The organism is Shewanella sp. HL-SH5 (assembly GCF_051163755.1).
Classification (GTDB): Bacteria; Pseudomonadota; Gammaproteobacteria; order Enterobacterales; family Shewanellaceae; genus Shewanella; species Shewanella glacialimarina.
In genome coordinates this window covers 3,557,081-3,575,152 of sequence record NZ_CP195038.1, presented here as the reverse complement: position 1 = coordinate 3,575,152, position 18,072 = coordinate 3,557,081, and the positions used below count along the sequence as shown (strand labels likewise).

The window sequence follows — 18,072 nt, the reverse complement described above, 5'->3', positions numbered from 1 at the left end:
TGTGGCTAAGTTAACTAAAACACAGTTTAATGCAATCCAAACCGTGGTGTTCAATCGATCTCCACGGACTAAGCTCACCAACAATTGGCAAAAAATATTTGATCAATTTGCTATTGGTGAGCCTGATGGTGCGGGTAAACATTTATATTTTAGTGGTAAAGATTACGATTTACTGCGTGAAATGGCACAACTCGATACTGGCTTTGATGTGCAGAATGTGAGCTTTAATCAGCCACGAAATACCTTAGCTGCCCAAGGTAAAAAAGAGAAGTATGCCAATATTCGCCCCGATGCCAATTACGTTTTAGTTAAACTTCCACCTCAATGTTATCCACCTTTTGCTGCACAATATAGCCTGAGAATGACGGTTGAGCAGGTGGAAGCCGTTTGTCTTCAATTTAACTTGCTGCATCTTATTGTGGTTGAAAACTTAGACAGCTTTGATGAGTTCAAGCACTTTCAATTTGAGCAGTCGTTAGGCTGTGTCATACAGCAAGCTGTGATTATTTATCGAGGCAGTGGCGCGCATTCACCTGCAGGCTGTAAACGCCTACTGCACGTGATTGCACAAAATGAAGTATTACAGCCAATCATGCAGATCAGCGCCTTTACCGACTTAGATCCCGCAGGGTTGCAAATTGCGCAGTTGCTTCAAGGTTGCAGGTATCTGATTGCACCCACATTGGTCAATGAATCAGCACCTTTGTTACCTCAGCAAGCTCAATTATTTCAACAATCTCCATTGTCGTCATTAAATGATCCTGATGATTTTGATAAACAATGGCGGCAGCAAAAGTACCTTGATAAGGTGACATTACACAACTGGCGCAAATTAGTAGACTGGCTGCAACAACATCGTATCAGTATTAAACAGCAGCATATGTTGGCGCATCAGCTTGAGTTAACATTAATCCCTATTCAAGAATAGATTGACCTCTTTTTTTCACTAGTCAATATGCTTTTGTAATTGATTATGCTGTTTGCGATAGGTTAATTTTTTTGCTATTTCATCCTATAATCACAATTATTTTTTTGCATTTAAAATCATGAGTTTATTCTTGATGTACTGAGTATTTTCGTGCTAATTAACATTTTTATTCGTTAACTAATTGAAATCTGTATTTTGATAGCTCAGTATCTTGGCACTAAAACAACAAGCCTGAATTAATCTAGGCAATAATAAGGATATACAAGTCAATGATGAAGTCATTATCAGCCCGTATTTTTACGGGTCTTTTTCTAGGGGTAATTTTAGGCAGTATTGTGCAATTTGCACTTGCTGATGTTGCATTTTTCTCCGGCACGTTAGTCAATATTACCGGAGGAATTGGCACCATGTTCGTTAATATGATCATGATGCTTGTGGTACCACTGGTATTTGTCAGTATTATTTGCGGCGTATGTGAGCTGCAAGATTTAAAAAGCTTTGGCCGCTTAGGCGGCAAAACCTTTGGTTTTTATATCATAAATACCGTGGTAGCCATTCTGGCGGCATTTATCGTGGCCATGCTCATTGAACCCGGTAAAGGCGTTGATATGAGCAGTAGTGATTCTGCAGCGATTACCGCAACAGAATTACCAAACCTCGTCACTTTAATTGTCAGTATTGTGCCCAATAATCCTTTTTCTGCTTTTACCTCTGGCAATATGCTGCAGGTGATCTTTATGGCATTGCTATTAGGTGGCGTAATGAAGTCAATGGGCAGTGCCGTTGAGGGTGCGGTTAAAGGTTTTCAAACCGCTAACAAGATTATGATGCGTTTGATTTCTGTCGTGATGAGCATTGCGCCTATCGGGGTGTTTGCCTTGATGTTCAAACTAGGGGCGACTTTAGAGCCAGAAGTCTTTGTCAGCGTGGTGGAATATTTAGTACTCATTTTAAGCTTATTACTGCTATGGATTTTTGTGGTTTATCCCTATGCAGTCAGCTTTTTTACGCCTATTTCAGCGAAAAAATTCCGCGCTAAAACCCAAGAACAAATCCTGTTCTCATTGTCGACCGCATCATCAAATGCCACCATTCCAGTCACTATGCGTACGCTTACTGACAAGCTTGGTGTCAGTAAAGCGGTTGCAGGGTTTGGCGTGCCACTAGGGGCAACGATGAACATGGGCGGGGTGTCTATTTATATTACTATCGCTATTTTCTTTGTTGCCAATGCCTATGGCATGCCAATCAGTAATGAGCAAATACCGGCATTATTGTTTAGTGTGTTCTTATTGTCTGTCGGTGCAGGTGGTGTGCCCGGCGGTGGTATGGTGATGATTGGCGTATTAATCCATCAAATGGGTTTGCCAGTAGAAGCTTTTGCCATTGTGGCTGCATTAGATCGTATTATTGATATGGTGCTGACATCATGTAATGTAGTGGGCGATACCGCAGTATTAACTATTGTAGATCAAACCGAAGCGCCACACCGTGTTGAAGAAAAAGTGTAATAGCTAGCTTTATTCATCATAAAAAAACGGCCTTATTTAAGGCCGTTTTTTGTTTTGTAGAGCGTATCGATATCCAAGGTGATGTTAACTGCCTTAGCGTTTATCTTCGACTTTTGCCATTAAGGATAATGTTGCTGCTTCCAGTTCAGTTAACCCTAACCCCGAGATTTGTTCAAATGATCGGGCAATATCGCGATACGCCTGGGGATAATTGTGTTCAACAATTTCAAGTTCAACAAGCAAATTAAGTGATTGTGATTGGCCAATAGGGTACCCCATCATTCGATGGTACTTAATCGCTTGTTTAAATTGCAGTCTTGCCTCTTCATTACGTCCAAGTCGCTGGTTAATGACACCAGCAAGTTGTGCAATATAGCCTAAGTATAACCACTCATTCACCTTGGCAGCGTGAGTTTTGGCAACTGACAGTAACGCTAATGCTGGCTCAATTTCAGTCATTTCTAGAGCTGTCTGGGCTAGTAATAACCTTAATTTTGCTAGTTCACGTTCATTGTTAATCGCTGTAGCGTGTTCAATTGCTGAGGTTAACGTTGCTTTAGCTAAGGTATATTGGGTGTGTTGATATTGCAGTCCTGCTAATAATCGTCTGGCGAGTAGGTTTTCTGGTTCTGCAGCAATAGTCTGGGTTAATTGCTATTGTGCAAAAGTCCAGTCGCCAGATTGCATAAAGCCAAGACCCTTAATGAGTTGTAAATTATCAAAGTTTGAATGATATGTTGAAGGTGGTGCAGTATTGTTAGGGTTTATCTGTTGGTTAATATCAGCTGCGGTTAAAGTCATTAATGAATCTACTGTTGCTGCCTCAATTATCTGTTGTTGCTGATGATTTTCTTGATGCAAATTATAGGTTAACTGATAGCCGTTATTGGCTTTGGTGATATTAGCTTCAATAATATATGTGGCACCGGAAATGGCCATTAATCTTTTTATATCAACATGATGCTCAGAGTTATCTAGAGTGCTATTAATCGTATTACCAGCATCAGCGAGCTGCATCATACTGATCACATCTTCAGTCTGCAGTATGGGGAACTTAGCCCCTAGCGTTAATTGGTGGTTGAGATTATCCATTGCAGCGTACATATTCCACCAAGGCTCAGTGGCTTCTGCTGTTAATGTTATCGGTAAAACCAAAACAGATCCTGATGAGGGTGCGTCGTTTGAGTTTGAATTGATATAGCTATAAGCCCCTATGCTGAAAAGCACAAATACAATAACTATCCCAAGATATGTATTTTTATGAGATTGGACACTGCGCGACATCGTTGTCGTCCTTAGGTAACTGTCAAGCGGGCTAACTTAGAGGTTAACCAAACCATTGTAAAGTAAAGGCCTTAGGTTCAAACAAAAGTTTGATGACACGATTATTTTACAAACAAAAAAACCGCCCAAAGGCGGTTTTTTTGTTAATGGTTATAACTTAATCAATTACAGGTTCTTCGCTATAATCAATGCCATGATAACTCAAGCAGGTGTCCACTTCGTTGGCGCTGCCTAGAATCACGGCCACACGTTGATGAATTTCAGATGGCACTATGTCTAAAATCGTTTCATAGCCGGTAGAGGCTTTGCCGCCAGCTTGTTCAACCAAAAATGCCATTGGGTTGGCTTCATACATTAAACGTAGCTTGAATGGTTTTGCTGGATTTTTGTTGTCTGTTGGGTAAGTAAAAATACCGCCACGACAAAGTACACGATGTACATCACCTACCATAGCCGCAATCCAACGCATGTTGAATGACTGCTCACGAGGACCTATTTTACCTAATAGTAAATCGGCAATATAGGTTTGCATTGGCGCTTCCCAAAAACGTTGGTTTGACATATTAATCGCAAACTCAGCGGTATCAGGGGTAATTTGTACATTGTCATTAGTCAGTAAAAACTCACCGCTGCCAGGGTTTAGGGTATAAAACTGTGTTCCGTGGCCTGTGGTTAATGCCATCATGGTTGACGGACCATAAAGCACATAACCGGCAGCCACTTGGTTGCGGCCAGCTTGTAAAAAACTTTGCTCGTTTAGCTCACCTGTTGGTGCAGGTAATATTGAGAAAATTGTGCCCACAAGTGAGTTAATATCAATGTTTGATGAGCCGTCTAAAGGGTCAAAGCACACTAGGTACTCGCCTTGTTTACTCACTTCAACCACATAATCTTCTTCTTCTGAAGCTAATCCGCGTACATTGCCTTCCGCTTTTAACGCATCTTTAAGCATATCATTAGTGATCACATCTAATTTCTTTTGTGTTTCACCTTGAATGTTTTCTTGCTCTGTTGCACCTAATATCCCGGCTAACGCACCATGACGCACCGCGCCACTAATGGCCTTTGAGGTGTCAGCTAACGATAATATGAGCTCAGTAAGAGAGGGTTTGACTGCTTGTGTTGTTAGGGTTTGTGCCAAAGTTTGCATGCTTATTCCTATGACAAGTTTAAGGTTAAGGTCGGTTATTCTTGAAGATGATTATAATTAATTATTTTTTGAATCTTATTGGCGGCGATCATACCCTAGAATGGCGTGAATTTCAGCGCTTGATGAGGCATTTTCGTTTTAAGGTGAATTCAGGCAGAATGCGTGAGTAAAAATTTTTTAGGAAAAATAATAATGACCCTTACATGGAAGCAACAAGCCTTGGCTGCTTTTCTATTTGCCAGTACATCATCTATGGCGACTCAAATGACATCAGTTAATCATGCTCAACACACAACAAGCATCAATACTATATTTAATACCACTTTACCGCTCATTGGTTTAAAGGGTGGCGATAACGCATTAACTATAGAGCGCATCCACGCTTCGCCAGCATTGGCGGGCTCAAGTCCTAGAGGATTAAGTTTATCGCCAGACGGTAAACGTGTGACATACCTTGCTGGTCGAGATGATAACCAGAGCTTTTATGATCTATGGCAAATGGAGATTAGCAGTGGTGTACGCAGTCGTTTGATTGATGCGGACAAATTAGCCGCGGATGAATTATCCGATGAAGAAAAAGCCCGTCGTGAGCGTCAACGTATTTATGGCCAAGGGATCATGGAGTACTTTTGGGCTGATGATAGTCAGTCAATTTTAATTCCCGCGTCTGGCCAACTGTATCTTTTTGATGTTAAGAGTAACGCCGTCAATGTACTTGATACCGGTGAAGGCTTTGTTACCGATGCCCGTCTGTCGCCTAAAGCCAATTATGTGTCTTTTGTGCGCGATCAAAACCTATTTGTGCTTCATTTAACCAGTAAAAAAATTACCGCGTTGACCAAAGACGGTAAAGGGCCGATTAAAAATGCCATGGCAGAGTTTGTCGCCCAAGAAGAAATGGACAGAATGACAGGTTACTGGTGGTCACCAGATGAATCACACATTGCCTTTACCCGCATTGATGAGTCAGGTGTAGAGCTTGTGACCCGCAATGAGATTTATGCCGACGGTATTAAGCTTACTGAGCAGCGTTACCCTTATGCAGGTAAGCCAAATGTAACTATTGAACTGGGAGTGGTATCCATCACTGACATCAAAACCCAATGGATTGATTTAGGTAAAGAAACAGACATTTATTTACCGCGAGTAAAATGGTTACCAGACAGCCAACATTTATCATTTCAATGGCAAAGCCGTAATCAACAAGCGTTAGATTTACGCATTGTGGATATTAGCAAGCCAACTGACATTAAAACCATTGTTAAAGAGCGCAGTAATGCCTGGGTTAATTTAAATAATGATCTGCACTTTCTAAAACAGCAATCAGCTTTAGTTTGGGCGTCAGAACGTGATGGTTTTAACCACCTTTATTTATTTGATTTAAACGGTCAACTGATACGCCAATTAACGCAAGGTGAGTGGGTGGTTGATAGCCTTGACTATGTTGATGAAAAACAAGGTTGGTTGTATTTTTCTGGTCGCAAAGACAGCGTGGTTGAGCGTCACTTATATCGAGTTAATTTAGCTAAAGGCAGCCAAAGCATAGAACGTATTAGTGAACGCTCTGGTATGCATCAAAGTGTCTTTGCTGAAAATAAGCCAGTATATCTAGATTACTTCAGCAGTTTACAGCAGCCACCGCAAATTAGTTTGCATAACGAATCTGGCAAGCAATTATCTTGGGTTGAACAAAATGAAGTGAATGCTTCGCATCCGCTTTATGCACTGGCAGGTCAGTGGGCGATGCCGGAATTTGGTCATTTAAATGCCGATGATGGTCAAACATTACAATACCGTTTATTTAAGCCAGTACCATTTGATGACAGCAAACAATACCCTGTTGTGGTGCGAGTTTACGGCGGGCCTCATGCCCAGTTAGTTGTGAACGCATGGAGCGAGGCTGATTACTTTACCCAGTATTTATTGCAACAAGGTTATGCGGTGTTCCAATTAGATAACCGTGGTTCAGCCCATCGCGGTACAAAGTTCGAATATGTGATTTATCAAAACATGGGTGATGCAGAGGTTCGCGATCAAAAAGCCGGTGTCGATTATCTGCGTAGTTTGCCTTTCATCGATGGCGATAATGTGGCGATTTATGGTCACAGTTATGGTGGTTACATGGCGTTGATGAGCCAATTTAAAGCCCCTGATTACTTTAAAGCTGCCATTGCTGGTGCGCCTGTGAGTGATTGGCGTTTATATGACAGCCATTACACCGAACGTTACATGGGTAACCCGGAGGTTAACAAACAAGGTTATGATGCAGGCAGTGTTTTACCTTATGTGAAAAACTATCAATCTGGCCTGTTGATGTACCACGGCATGGCGGATGACAATGTGTTATTTGAAAACAGCACTCGGGTGTATAAAGCCTTGCAGGATGAAGGTAAGTTATTTCAAATGATGGATTACCCAGGTTCTAAGCATTCAATGCGTGGTGAGAAAGTGCGTAATCATTTGTATAAATCGTTAGCCGCCTTTTTGGATAGCCAATTGAAGTAAGGGCTTTTGGATTTGATGTTGTAGGAAAGCGAATGCGGTTTAGGCCTATTCGCTTTTTTTGTGTTTAAGACTTTGGCTGTACTGTTATTGGGTAGCTTGTTTCAGTGTTGAGCCTCAATTGATTAGAATGAGTTATTGAGCTTAATTTATTTACCCAATATGATAATGGTCGGTGATGTAGGTTAGTTTAAGCTGATAGATATTTAGGGAGGTTTGATGACGTCAGGGAAGAATAAGTTTTTAATCTTGGGTGCAACGTCTAGTGCGGTAGCAGCTTTAGCTCATTTAGGTTGTATCATTTTTGGTGGTGACTGGTATCGTTTTTTTGGTGCCGGTGAGCAAATGGCTAGGATGGCTGAAAATGGTGATTGGTATCCTACAGTCGTGACTTCTATTATTGTTTTAGTGTTAACTCTTTGGGCGCTATATGGTTTGTCTGGCGCTAAAGTGATACCTAAGCTGCCTTTGCTAAAGCTTGGGTTACTCGTTATCTCTTTCATTTACTTAGTTCGTGGCGTCGCATTTGTTATGATTATGCCGATGTTTCCCGAAAACAGTTTGACGTTTTGGGTTGCCAGTTCAAGTATTTGTTTAGGTATAGGTGTCCTCTATTCTATGGGTACTTTTCAAAATTGGTTAACGCTAAGTGGAAAAGCTAATGCCTGAATAAAAAACGAGCGAAGAGAGCTCTCATTTTGCCAGTCATATTTCTACTTTATTTGCTAGTGGGTTGTCAGCTTACATAATGAGTGGTGTAGAACTACCTTATGTGTACTTTATTGATTCATTTCATATTGTAAAAATACTAACAAGAGCAGGAGTATTTGGTTTATTGTTTTATCCATTTAGTCAGTTTTTTCGTTGACTGTATTCAGACTCGAAAGCAAATATCAAGTCTAATAAATAAAACCAAGGCCCAGAACCGGCCTGAAGATATGGCTAAATCCCCTTGATTTTAGTAGGTAAAAAACGTCGTTTAAATGACCACAAATTAGATTACTCTCTACCTAGGTAAAGTTTGCTTCCGCTAATTTAAAAGCGACTTAATCAGTAAAAGTGCCTGTTACACTGTTTTAATCAAGTCGCTATTTTCGGGCTCTACTTCATTATTCAGCTAGAGTATTAAACCATTCGGCCTAATTTTCTAGCGAATAAGGTAACGGCATAATCGTTAAAGCAGATTCTTCATCACCAGCAATACGCAAAGTCGCATCAGCTTCAGTGTCATTGGCTAACACGGCCGTGAGTAATACTTGATCGCCTTGCTGAACAAACTCAATGATAGCGCCGCCACGGCGATAGCCGCCTTCAAGGGCGATTTCTAATGCGGTTTCTTCTGTTAACGTTTGGCTACTGGTGCCAGATAAGATATAAAGTGCGCGTTTGTTACCACCACGATACTTCATACGGGCGATGGTTTCTTGGCCCATGTAACAGCCTTTAGTAAAGCTGATGCCATTAATAGACTGCACGTTACACATTTGCGGTACGTATTGATTGGCATGTACGCCAGGAATATTGGGGTAACCTGCTTTGATTTCTAATGCTTGCCATGCAGCAGCGCTGTACAAGGTTTGGTTTGCATAAAGAGTTTGGGCTTTTTCTGGGCTTAACATGGCGATGAAACGCTGGCCATCTTTAAGCAGCAAACCACCATCAACCACAGTGACTTCACTGGCAGTTTCAGGGCTAACTTCGGCAAAATGTTGTTTTACAAAAGTGTTGGCATCGCTGCCTGCAATACCGATTAATTGCCAGTTAGCTGATGCATCAACTAACTCTGCTTTACTAAATACTGAATATTTTTTTAACTGGGGTAAATCAATCGCTAATGCGCTGGTGGGCATCAGCATAAATAAGCTGTCTTGTAATGCAAAAGCGCGGAAACTGGCTAACATTTTACCTTTGGCATCACAGTGCGCGCCCCAGCGCCATTGGTCTGCGGTAAGTGAGGTAATATCAGTTGTTACCTGGCCATGAATAAAACTGCGACCTTGCTCCCCCGTTACTTCTATAAGACCTAAATGATTCAGGTTAGCTAGCATTATTGCAGGTGTGTCTTGGGTGGGGGCCCAATCTGGTTGACTTATTGAAAGGCTCATAGGATTTTCCTGTAATACAGCAACATAATGCCAGCAGTGTAGCCCAATCGGTGGGGACTCTAAAGGGGCAAGACAATAAAAAACGACTATCTAAATATGATAAATAGTCGTTTTATTGTTACTGTGATCTGACGCTATCGATATTAAAACAATACGCGGGTACGAATTGTGCCTTCAATCAGTTTCAGTTCACCTAAGGCTTCTTCAGCTTGATCAGAATCGACTTCCATTACCACGTAACCAATTTCAGCGGTAGTTTGCAGATACTGAGCTGCAATGTTGATACCTTTAGCCGAAAATGCTTGGTTAATTTTGATCAACACACCAGGACGGTTATGGTGAATATGCAGTAAACGTGAGGCACCAGCGTGTTGCGCTAGTGATACTTCAGGGAAGTTAACGGCAGATACCGTAGAACCATTATCTGAGTATTTAGCCAATTTACCCGCAACTTCAATACCAATGTTTTCTTGCGCTTCAGCGGTACTGCCACCAATATGCGGTGTCAGTATCACATTCTCCAGGCCACGAAGTGGGCTAACAAATTCATCATCATTTGATTTAGGCTCAACTGGGAATACATCGATAGCCGCGCCTGCAATGTGCTCAGACTTAACAGCCTCTGCAAGTGCATCGATATCAACCACTGTGCCGCGAGAAGCATTAATGAAGAAACTGCCCTTGCGCATTTGGCTAAATTCTTTCTCACCAAACATATCTTTAGTTTGTGGCGTTTCAGGAACATGTAAGCTTACAACATCAGCTGTGGCCAGTAATGTTTCTAGGCTGTGAATTTGTGAGGCATTACCAAGGGGTAATTTATCTTCAATATCAAAGAAAATAACTCGCATGCCTAAGGTTTCAGCCAAAATACCGAGCTGAGTGCCAATATGGCCGTAACCAATGACACCTAGGGTTTTTCCTCTCACTTCAACGCTACCGTTGGCGCTTTTTAGCCAGCCGCCACGGTGACATTGAGCGTTACGTTGTGGAATGCCGCGCATCAGCATGATGATTTCACCAATGACTAATTCAGCGACACTGCGGGTATTAGAGAATGGCGCGTTGAAAACAGGCACACCGAGTTTTTCAGCTGCGGCAAGATCAACTTGGTTGGTTCCAATACAAAAACAGCCAATGGCAACCAGCTTCTCTGCATGGCTAAGTACTTCAGCAGTTAATTGAGTGCGCGAGCGTAAACCAACGAAATGGGCATCCTTGATGGACTCCAATAACTCACTTTCGCCTAGTGAGGCTTTGTGATATTCAATGTTGGTATAGCCTGCTCTTTCTAGTACATCTACCGCACTTTGGTGGACGCCCTCCAACAGCAGGATTTTTATCTTATCCTTGTCAAGCGAATGTTTCGCCATGATATGGGTACCCTCTAATGTATAATTGCTGATTTAGTACCTAGTTAAATTAGTACTTATGCTTATAATATCAATTAGTTTATGCTTGATATCTGTTCCCAAGTGACGTCAAGTTACTAACCTTAGAAACGGCCAATAAGGTCAATTCTACTTTGGGAATAATTTGCGACTTCCAGCGCCTAGTCAAAGTAGCACTTTTTTGGCCAGTTGTGGAGGGCTAGATGGCTAAAGTTAATATTCTAATTCTAGAACAATATCGAATAAGAGGAATTTACATTGCTGAATAAAGTTATATGGATGGTAATTTATGTCGCGGTGCTACTTTGGTCCGTGAGTGATCCCAAAGATATGTTCACTTGGTGGTTAGAAGCGATACCCGCTTTAATCGCGTTACCACTGTTATTTTATACTCGAAGCCGCTTCCCATTAACCCCTTTGGCCTATTGGCTGATTTTATTTCATTGCATAGTATTAATGGTTGGAGCGAGATTTACCTATGCGGAAGTACCGTTATTTGACTGGTTAGCGCAAGTGATGGGCAGTGAGCGAAACAACTATGACAAAGTCGGTCATTTTGCCCAAGGTTTTGTGCCTGTTATTGTCGCCAGAGAAATAATGTTGCGTAACGGAGTACTTCAGTTGGGAGCTTGGTGCCAGTTTTTGTCGGTATGTTTTGTATTAGCGTTCTCTGCATTCTATGAACTAATAGAATGGTGGATTGCCGCCGCAACGGGTGAAAATGCCGAAGCCTTTTTAGGCACTCAAGGCTATGTATGGGATACCCAGTCTGACATGTTTTTAGCCTTGATTGGCGGTATTTGTGGATTAGTCTTATTAACTAGTCTGCATAATCGACAAATTCAAAATTTAAATGTAGCTATTAAGCCCTAGTTAAAAACTTTATGATTTATCAGTCAAAAATACGATTAATACTTTTGACTGATAAACTTTCTCTTTGTTCTAGTTAATTTCTACTACCCTTATTACTCAGTTTATCCATTTACCTTACTTCTAGGCGTTTATGAGCAATTGTATCTGGCTTCAAGGTAAGATTTAGGTATAAAATCAAACACAGGATGATGTTCAAGTATTAAGCACTTTGGCTTATTGATGATGTGGTTAAACCTCATAGTTAGGAGCACTTGAACAAATTAAACTTTTCAGGGAGAAGAGTGATGAGTTCCAATACATATGAATTGGTTTTTTTACACCAATTATCGGCACCTTGTCATTTAGCTATTCTTGCTGAATCGATAGGCCTAAAGACACGCATCGTCAAGAGTGCTGCTGAATTAGAGTTCGAAAAAAAGTCTAATAGTTTTTACCTTGTGGCTCAAAAAGGCGCAGCCCTTGATAGCAAAGGTATTCCTCTATTAGTTTCGCGTATTGTTAATCATGTCCCCGTAGCCTTATATCAAGTAGAACGCGGCTCATTAGATCAAGAGACTGCATTATTGCTGGGGGTGCGTGGACTGCTATATTCAGATCAACGAATGGACTTAATGTTAACTGGTTTACGTAAGATGGTATCTGATGAGCTTTGGTACGACAGACCATTGATCAGTAAAATTTTTAGACGTTTAGTTCAAAAACTTGATAATAATAACGAAATCCCTGCAGATACGGTTGCCATGTTACAAATGCTGACTAATCGAGAAAGGACCATTATTCAGCTAGTGTCTAGTGGTGCTAGGAATAAAGAAATTGCCCATCGCTTATGCATTAGTGAGCACACTGTAAAAGCCCATATCTCTTCTGTTTTTCGTAAAACACAATCCCGAAACAGAGTTGAACTATTACGCTGGGCGCAAACTTATCAAACTCATTTTGAGTTGGTAAGCTAGAGTCTTTGTCTTCGGCGGATGCAGTTGATTTTCGTGGTAACAAAAGGGAGCATCATAGCTCCCTTTTTTGTATTTTTAGCGCGGCAAAATATACATTATAAAGATCAATTTGATAGTTAATTATTTATTCTGCCGTCATCTCACAGTACACTGGAAAAACAATTGTTAACTGGGTGTATTCAATGAGTATTTGGTTTAGAGAAGTAACACTTGCAGATTGCGAGCGCTTAGATGCAGGGATGAATGGCAAAGGCACACTGATGCAAACCCTAGGGATTAAAATTACCGAAATTGGTGATGACTATCTTAAGGCCACTATGCCCGCCGACCCTAGTGTACACAACCCACTTGGTATAGTGCATGGTGGTGCAAACATCGCGCTTGCTGAAACCGTTGCCAGTTATGCAGCAAACTTTGTTGTTGATTTCACCAAGTTCTATTGTGTTGGCCAGGAAATTAACGCAAACCATTTAAAAGCCTCTCGCAATGGCACATTAACTGCCACAGCAAAGCCAGTTCATATAGGCAAACGCAGTTCAGTGTGGGAAATTTTAATCCATAACAGTGCTAATGATTTATGTTGTATCTCACGGATGACAGCTGCGGTTGTTGAACGTTAGACCTCATCATATTGAGCTAAAATCTGTAGGTATGTTGAGATGAATTTTAGCATGGAAGATCCACAGACCCAGACTATACTCAATAAAACAGCGTGATAGGGGAATAAATATGGATACAGCAACAGTTTGGGAATGGGTGGGGTATCTTGCTTCGGTAGTGGTGGCGATATCCTTAATGATGGCGAATATTAAAAAACTTCGCTGGTGGAACTTAGTCGGCGCAGCGTTATTTGTTGCCTATGGTTTAGCGATTGATGCTATTCCAGTCGCGTTAGTGAATTTTTTCATTGTGTTAATTGATGCTTATTATTTAGTGAAATTGTATCGCGAGCCTGCAGCGGAACCATCTTCAGAATAACCTTGTTATTTTGCGACAACGCCGAAGCATGCTTCGGCTTTTTATTGCATTTTTAATCGGTTCTTACTTTCTTACATACTCTCCTGATTATCATAATCGATTGTTATTATCGTTTTTAATCGCTTTTATTGTTTTTTTGGTTGCTCTATTATCGCTTTATACGATAACGACAGCCGAGGAAAACACAATGGCAACCGTTTACGACTTAATTGAACAGTGGTTACTCGAAAGTAATTAGGGGAATATAAATGAGCAATGTAAATTATTTAACCAGTCAAAATGGTGCACCAATAGTTGATGATCAAAACTCTCTTTCAGCAGGTGAAAGAGGGCCTCTTTTATTGCAAGATTGGCATTTGATTGAAAAGCTGGCGCACTTTAATCGCGAGCGTATTCCTGAGCGTATCGTACATGCTAAAGGTACAGGTGTTTATGGCGTTTTTACGCTGACTAAAGATTTAAGTGACTACACCATAGCAGATCATTTTAACGGTGTGGGTAAGCAAACTGAAACTTTTGTGCGCTTCTCTACCGTAGGTGGCGAAATGGGATCAGCAGACGCAGAACGTGATCCTCGCGGTTTTGGATTACGTTTTTATACCGCTCGCGGTAATCATGACATTGTGGGTAATAATACCCCGACATTCTTTTTACGTGATGGTATTAAGTTTCCAGATTTTATCCATACTCAAAAACGTCACCCACAAACTAACCTAAAAGATCCACAAGCCATGTGGGATTTTTGGGCGCAAAACCCAGAAGCTATGCATCAAGTCACCATATTAATGTCTGATCGAGGCATTCCTGCAAATTATCGTCAAATGCACGGCTATGGGTCACACACATTTTCACTTTGGAATGCCAAAGGTGAGCGCTTTTGGGTTAAGTTTCACTTCAAGTCTCAACAAGGCGTAGTTAATTTAACCAATGAGCAAGCAGATAAGCTAAAGGGAATTGATCCTGATTCTTCACAACGTGACATGGTTGCCGCACTCGCTGACAAAAACTTCCCCAAATGGGCGGTTAATGTTCAAATTATGCCAGAGGCTGAAGCCAATACTTATGCTATTAATCCGTTCGATTTAACCAAAGTATGGCCGCACTCTGATTATCCATTGACTGAAATAGGTGAACTTGAGCTGAACCGCATGCCAGAAAACTACTTTGCCGAAGTGGAACAAGTGGCGCTATCGCCAAGTAACTTAGTACCTGGTGTCGGCGCATCGCCAGATAAGATGTTGCAAGCGCGCTTGTTTGCCTATGCCGATGCCCAACGTTATCGCATTGGGGCAAACTATAATCAGTTACCGGTTAACTGTCCGCATGCAGCTAAAGCCAACCATCATCAACGTGGTGGGGCAATGGCGGGAACTCAATGTCCATTTAATGGCAGCCAAACCGGTGGTGATGCGAGCGCTAACTATGGTCCGAATACCTCGACAACACCATTGCAGGAAGTGACTAATTTTGCTGAGCCACCACTGCGTTTAGACGGAGAAGCAGCGCGATATAGTCGTTACAACCAAGATGATTTTAGTCAGGCGGGTAATTTGTATCGCATGTTCTCAGCCGATGAAAAGCAGCGCTTAATTAACACCATTAGCGGATCGCTTATTCAAGCAAGCCTAGATGTGCAGCAAAAAATGGTCGCACATTTTAGCCAAGCAGATGATAATTATGGCCAGCGCATTGCAAAGGCATTAGGCTTATAGCAAACCCGTTAAGTTAGTGCTGATGGCATTTATATTGGTACATAAAAAGGACTGAAATTATTCAGTCCTTTTTAGCGTGTGCGGTTTGTTATTCATGCAACTAGGTTGTGCAAAGCTTGCACCCTTAGAAAATAAATTCATTATTGCTATTAAAGTTAAGGATAACCCATGAATCTTCGCGCAGTCGCTACAATTCTGTTCAGTGTTTTGTTATTACTAAGTGGTTACAGCTATAGCAATACCTCCTTGTTACAAGGCGATAATCTTTCTAAAGATGCAAGCATTAAAACAGTACCAAAACCACAAGATATCAATATCTTAATCCAAGCCGCTATAAATGATTCATTGCAGCCATTCAGTGGCAGCGTCATGTTACTCGAAAATGGCATACCACTTCTCGAACTGCAAAAAGGTGAGGGCATTCATCAAGCGTCAAGCTTCGTTATGGCATCACTCTCTAAACAAATCACCGCAACTTTGGTATTACAAGCGGTTGATGCTGGCAAGCTCGACTTAAATCACTCACTTAATCGTTATCTTTTTGACCATGTAACACTGGATAAAAGTAAGCTCCAACATGGCATTGAGACGAATTCCGATAAAAGTGCATCTTCATTTCTTCCCAACCAATATGATGAAAGAATTACCATACACCATCTGCTTAGTCACACATCGGGAGTGGATGAACTCGGCAAGCCCAATCGATTTGAGCCAGGAAGCCAATTTGAATATTCCAACTTTGGTTATGCGCTTTTAGGTCAACTGCTCGAAAAGGTAAATCAACAATCATTTGCTATGCAGATTGCTCAATTTTCACAGGTTAACAAGCTCAACGGAATTTATGCGCAAGTAGGCAGTATTGAAACCATTCGACAAAACCTGGCTTCGCTGGCTATAGGCTTGAATGAATCGGATGTTATTGCGCCTGCAAATCTGGTTATTGACGCATCATTACTTCCCGCTGGAGGATTGATTGCATCTGCAGCTGCGTTTGCCGAATTTCAGCATCAATTACACTCAGGAAAGCTTATCAGCCCTAAAAGCTATGATCTTATGACACGCTCTCATACCCGTATTAAATTTTTATGGCCGAATATGAGTTATGGCTATGGGCTTAGAATCAATACAGAAGATGGCATCACAGAATACAGCCATACAGGCTACTTACCTGGATATATGTCTATGTCACTTCATTACCCTGAATTCAATTTTGATCTGGTTATGTTAGAAAACCTATCCTTAAATCTAAATGATCTTAGTCGCGTTTTTGAACTTCACACCCAGATACGCCAAGCCATTCGGAGCAATTTATTGCTCACCAAAAAGTCACATCTAATGTGAACTGAGTCAGTTTAGCGATTTAACATGTTCTGCGGCAGCATCGATATGCCGTCCTTGGTCACTTTGGTTGCATTCCAACAAGCCTCTTAACGGAGTTTTAGTATTAAACATTGCTACCCCTAAACCGATTGTTTTGGTATTAAATTGGTTTAAATTTATGTGCTTAGATTCTTCAGGCGGTGTTGCTTTGAAGATGGCCGATACTATAGATGATTAATATTACCAATTGGTAGTGCCAAATTTTCCATTTTATGGTGAGTGTGATTGGCATTTAGCGAGCAGAACGAGGAAGAAAGCAGTACTGGATATACCACCAACTTTGTAGGATAAATATTAAATACTCAACTATGCTTTAGTGACTATTGCTAATAATGGTAATTGATTTCAGGCGCTATACTTTAAGCAGAATAAGGATATTTAGCGTTTTACCCGCACCGAGGTGATATGCAGCTTTTATTATTTTTTCATTTGGTCAAAGGATTGCTAGCACGATTATTGTTGGTATTGTCAGTCGTTTGTTTATTAAGCTTATTTTCGACCCCAACAGTATTGGCTAAGCAAACAAAATCACAATCATCTACGGTATTAAAATTTTGTATAGAAGATACTGAATTTCCACCTTTTAATTATTTTATTCGAGAAAATGGTAAACCTACTGCTGTAAGTGATGGTTATGACATTGAATTATTAGCTTTAGTTTTTTCCTCAACAGCTTTTGAATATGAAATTCAGGTACGTCCTTGGGTGCGATGCTTGCATTCTTTGCGTAATGGTTCGATTGATGCAGCCATGAGTGCATCGCTCAATGCCAAACGAGAAATCGATTTTCGTGCCTCCGAAGCCTATTATTATCTCACGCCAAGCTACTTTTACCTTAAAAGTAGCTTTATCTCAGAACCTATCATTGAAAAATTGGAAGACCTGTCGAAGTACGGTCAGGTATGTGGAATAAAGGGCTTTAATTATGTACAGTTTGGCTGGCCGCCACACTTAGGCCTAATAGAGACTCCCTACATGAGCCATTTGTCAGACATGCTCAAGAAAAATCGCTGTAAATTCTTTCTTGACCGTAAGGAGTCATTTTATGGCACCTTAGCCCTGAAACAACATGACCTTATGCCGCCAGACTTGGTGTCTAGGCCAACACCCAACAATGTAAAAGAAAGTTTTCATATGCTGGTATCAAGAAAGTCATTACATCAAGACATGATCCTTAGCCTTTTTAATGCCTCAGTGCGTAAAATGGAAAGCAGTGGCGAATTGGCTAAATTACTCAACAAGCATCAACAAAAGATCGGTGCTAATCGGTATACCGAGGAATAATCTCAATCATGGTTTTTTTAC

Annotated in this window: 16 protein-coding genes; 11 read left to right on the top strand and 5 right to left on the bottom strand. The window is 41.0% G+C overall.

The window, feature by feature from the left end; translation table 11 throughout:
- Window position 1 precedes the first annotated feature (1 nt).
- Window positions 2-928: a DUF7281 domain-containing protein gene (locus ACRWQM_RS15570; RefSeq protein ID WP_434930567.1), complete on the top strand. Its 927-nt coding sequence runs from the start codon at window positions 2-4 to the stop codon at window positions 926-928.
- Window positions 929-1,197: 269 nt separating this feature from the next.
- Window positions 1,198-2,439: a dicarboxylate/amino acid:cation symporter gene (locus tag ACRWQM_RS15565; RefSeq protein WP_434930566.1), complete on the top strand. Its 1,242-nt coding sequence runs from the start codon at window positions 1,198-1,200 to the stop codon at window positions 2,437-2,439.
- Between the two features lie 93 nt (window positions 2,440-2,532).
- Here ACRWQM_RS15565 and ACRWQM_RS15560 read toward each other — a convergent pair whose 3' ends face one another.
- The 3 genes from ACRWQM_RS15560 to ACRWQM_RS15550 form a co-directional block, all read right to left on the bottom strand.
- A complete protein-coding gene (locus tag ACRWQM_RS15560; RefSeq protein WP_434932046.1) occupies window positions 2,533-3,078 on the bottom strand; it encodes a tetratricopeptide repeat protein in 546 nt (181 codons plus the stop codon).
- Between the two features lie 15 nt (window positions 3,079-3,093).
- On the bottom strand, window positions 3,094-3,594 hold the full coding sequence (locus tag ACRWQM_RS15555; protein WP_434930565.1) for a hypothetical protein: 501 nt from the start codon (window positions 3,592-3,594) through the stop codon (window positions 3,094-3,096).
- A 286-nt stretch (window positions 3,595-3,880) separates the two neighbouring features.
- Window positions 3,881-4,873 (bottom strand): class 1 fructose-bisphosphatase, encoded by a 993-nt coding sequence (locus ACRWQM_RS15550; protein WP_434928163.1) that lies wholly within the window; start codon window positions 4,871-4,873, stop codon window positions 3,881-3,883.
- 192 nt (window positions 4,874-5,065) lie between these two features.
- Between ACRWQM_RS15550 and ACRWQM_RS15545 the strand changes: the two genes are divergently transcribed.
- Together ACRWQM_RS15545 and ACRWQM_RS15540 are read left to right on the top strand one after the other, a co-directional pair.
- Window positions 5,066-7,378: a S9 family peptidase gene (locus ACRWQM_RS15545; protein ID WP_434930564.1), complete on the top strand. Its 2,313-nt coding sequence runs from the start codon at window positions 5,066-5,068 to the stop codon at window positions 7,376-7,378.
- Between the two features lie 216 nt (window positions 7,379-7,594).
- Window positions 7,595-8,044, top strand: a complete 450-nt coding sequence (locus ACRWQM_RS15540; RefSeq protein ID WP_434930563.1) for a hypothetical protein — start codon at window positions 7,595-7,597, stop codon at window positions 8,042-8,044.
- Window positions 8,045-8,514: 470 nt separating this feature from the next.
- Here the strand turns inward: ACRWQM_RS15540 and ygfZ are convergent, their stop codons facing one another.
- Complete coding sequence (gene ygfZ, locus ACRWQM_RS15535) at window positions 8,515-9,480, bottom strand: tRNA-modifying protein YgfZ (protein ID WP_434930562.1); 966 nt, start codon at window positions 9,478-9,480, stop codon at window positions 8,515-8,517.
- Between the two features lie 143 nt (window positions 9,481-9,623).
- Window positions 9,624-10,853 (bottom strand): phosphoglycerate dehydrogenase, encoded by a 1,230-nt coding sequence (gene serA / locus ACRWQM_RS15530; RefSeq protein WP_434930561.1) that lies wholly within the window; start codon window positions 10,851-10,853, stop codon window positions 9,624-9,626.
- A gap of 297 nt (window positions 10,854-11,150) precedes the next feature.
- On the opposite strand from serA, the gene ACRWQM_RS15525 reads away from it, so the two are divergent.
- From ACRWQM_RS15525 to ACRWQM_RS15495, 7 genes are all read left to right on the top strand, one after another.
- Complete coding sequence (locus ACRWQM_RS15525; protein WP_434932045.1) at window positions 11,151-11,744, top strand: DUF2238 domain-containing protein; 594 nt, start codon at window positions 11,151-11,153, stop codon at window positions 11,742-11,744.
- A 284-nt stretch (window positions 11,745-12,028) separates the two neighbouring features.
- Complete coding sequence (locus ACRWQM_RS15520) at window positions 12,029-12,697, top strand: response regulator transcription factor (protein ID WP_434928169.1); 669 nt, start codon at window positions 12,029-12,031, stop codon at window positions 12,695-12,697.
- A gap of 182 nt (window positions 12,698-12,879) precedes the next feature.
- A complete protein-coding gene (locus ACRWQM_RS15515) occupies window positions 12,880-13,317 on the top strand; it encodes a PaaI family thioesterase (RefSeq protein WP_226411349.1) in 438 nt (145 codons plus the stop codon).
- Between the two features lie 109 nt (window positions 13,318-13,426).
- Window positions 13,427-13,675 carry a YgjV family protein gene (locus ACRWQM_RS15510; protein WP_226411347.1) on the top strand — a complete coding sequence of 83 codons (249 nt, stop codon included), beginning with the start codon at window positions 13,427-13,429 and terminating at the stop codon, window positions 13,673-13,675.
- 248 nt (window positions 13,676-13,923) lie between these two features.
- Complete coding sequence (gene katB, locus ACRWQM_RS15505; protein WP_434930560.1) at window positions 13,924-15,387, top strand: catalase KatB; 1,464 nt, start codon at window positions 13,924-13,926, stop codon at window positions 15,385-15,387.
- 168 nt (window positions 15,388-15,555) lie between these two features.
- Window positions 15,556-16,728 (top strand): serine hydrolase domain-containing protein, encoded by a 1,173-nt coding sequence (locus ACRWQM_RS15500; RefSeq protein ID WP_434930559.1) that lies wholly within the window; start codon window positions 15,556-15,558, stop codon window positions 16,726-16,728.
- A gap of 444 nt (window positions 16,729-17,172) precedes the next feature.
- The gene (locus ACRWQM_RS15495) at window positions 17,173-18,051 is read left to right on the top strand and encodes a substrate-binding periplasmic protein (protein WP_434930558.1); all 879 of its coding nucleotides are present in this window, start codon (window positions 17,173-17,175) and stop codon (window positions 18,049-18,051) included.
- Window positions 18,052-18,072: the final 21 nt, after the last annotated feature.

Coding starts and splice junctions, on each gene's coding strand:
- ACRWQM_RS15565 (WP_434930566.1), top strand. CDS start 1,198: ATGATGAAGTCATTATCAGCCCGTATTTTTACGGGTCTTTTTCTAGGG.
- ACRWQM_RS15550 (WP_434928163.1), bottom strand. CDS start 4,873: ATGCAAACTTTGGCACAAACCCTAACAACACAAGCAGTCAAACCCTCT.
- ACRWQM_RS15545 (WP_434930564.1), top strand. CDS start 5,066: ATGACCCTTACATGGAAGCAACAAGCCTTGGCTGCTTTTCTATTTGCC.
- ACRWQM_RS15540 (WP_434930563.1), top strand. CDS start 7,595: ATGACGTCAGGGAAGAATAAGTTTTTAATCTTGGGTGCAACGTCTAGT.
- ygfZ (WP_434930562.1), bottom strand. CDS start 9,480: ATGAGCCTTTCAATAAGTCAACCAGATTGGGCCCCCACCCAAGACACA.
- serA (WP_434930561.1), bottom strand. CDS start 10,853: ATGGCGAAACATTCGCTTGACAAGGATAAGATAAAAATCCTGCTGTTG.
- ACRWQM_RS15525 (WP_434932045.1), top strand. CDS start 11,151: ATGGTAATTTATGTCGCGGTGCTACTTTGGTCCGTGAGTGATCCCAAA.
- ACRWQM_RS15520 (WP_434928169.1), top strand. CDS start 12,029: ATGAGTTCCAATACATATGAATTGGTTTTTTTACACCAATTATCGGCA.
- ACRWQM_RS15515 (WP_226411349.1), top strand. CDS start 12,880: ATGAGTATTTGGTTTAGAGAAGTAACACTTGCAGATTGCGAGCGCTTA.
- ACRWQM_RS15510 (WP_226411347.1), top strand. CDS start 13,427: ATGGATACAGCAACAGTTTGGGAATGGGTGGGGTATCTTGCTTCGGTA.
- katB (WP_434930560.1), top strand. CDS start 13,924: ATGAGCAATGTAAATTATTTAACCAGTCAAAATGGTGCACCAATAGTT.
- ACRWQM_RS15500 (WP_434930559.1), top strand. CDS start 15,556: ATGAATCTTCGCGCAGTCGCTACAATTCTGTTCAGTGTTTTGTTATTA.
- ACRWQM_RS15495 (WP_434930558.1), top strand. CDS start 17,173: ATGCAGCTTTTATTATTTTTTCATTTGGTCAAAGGATTGCTAGCACGA.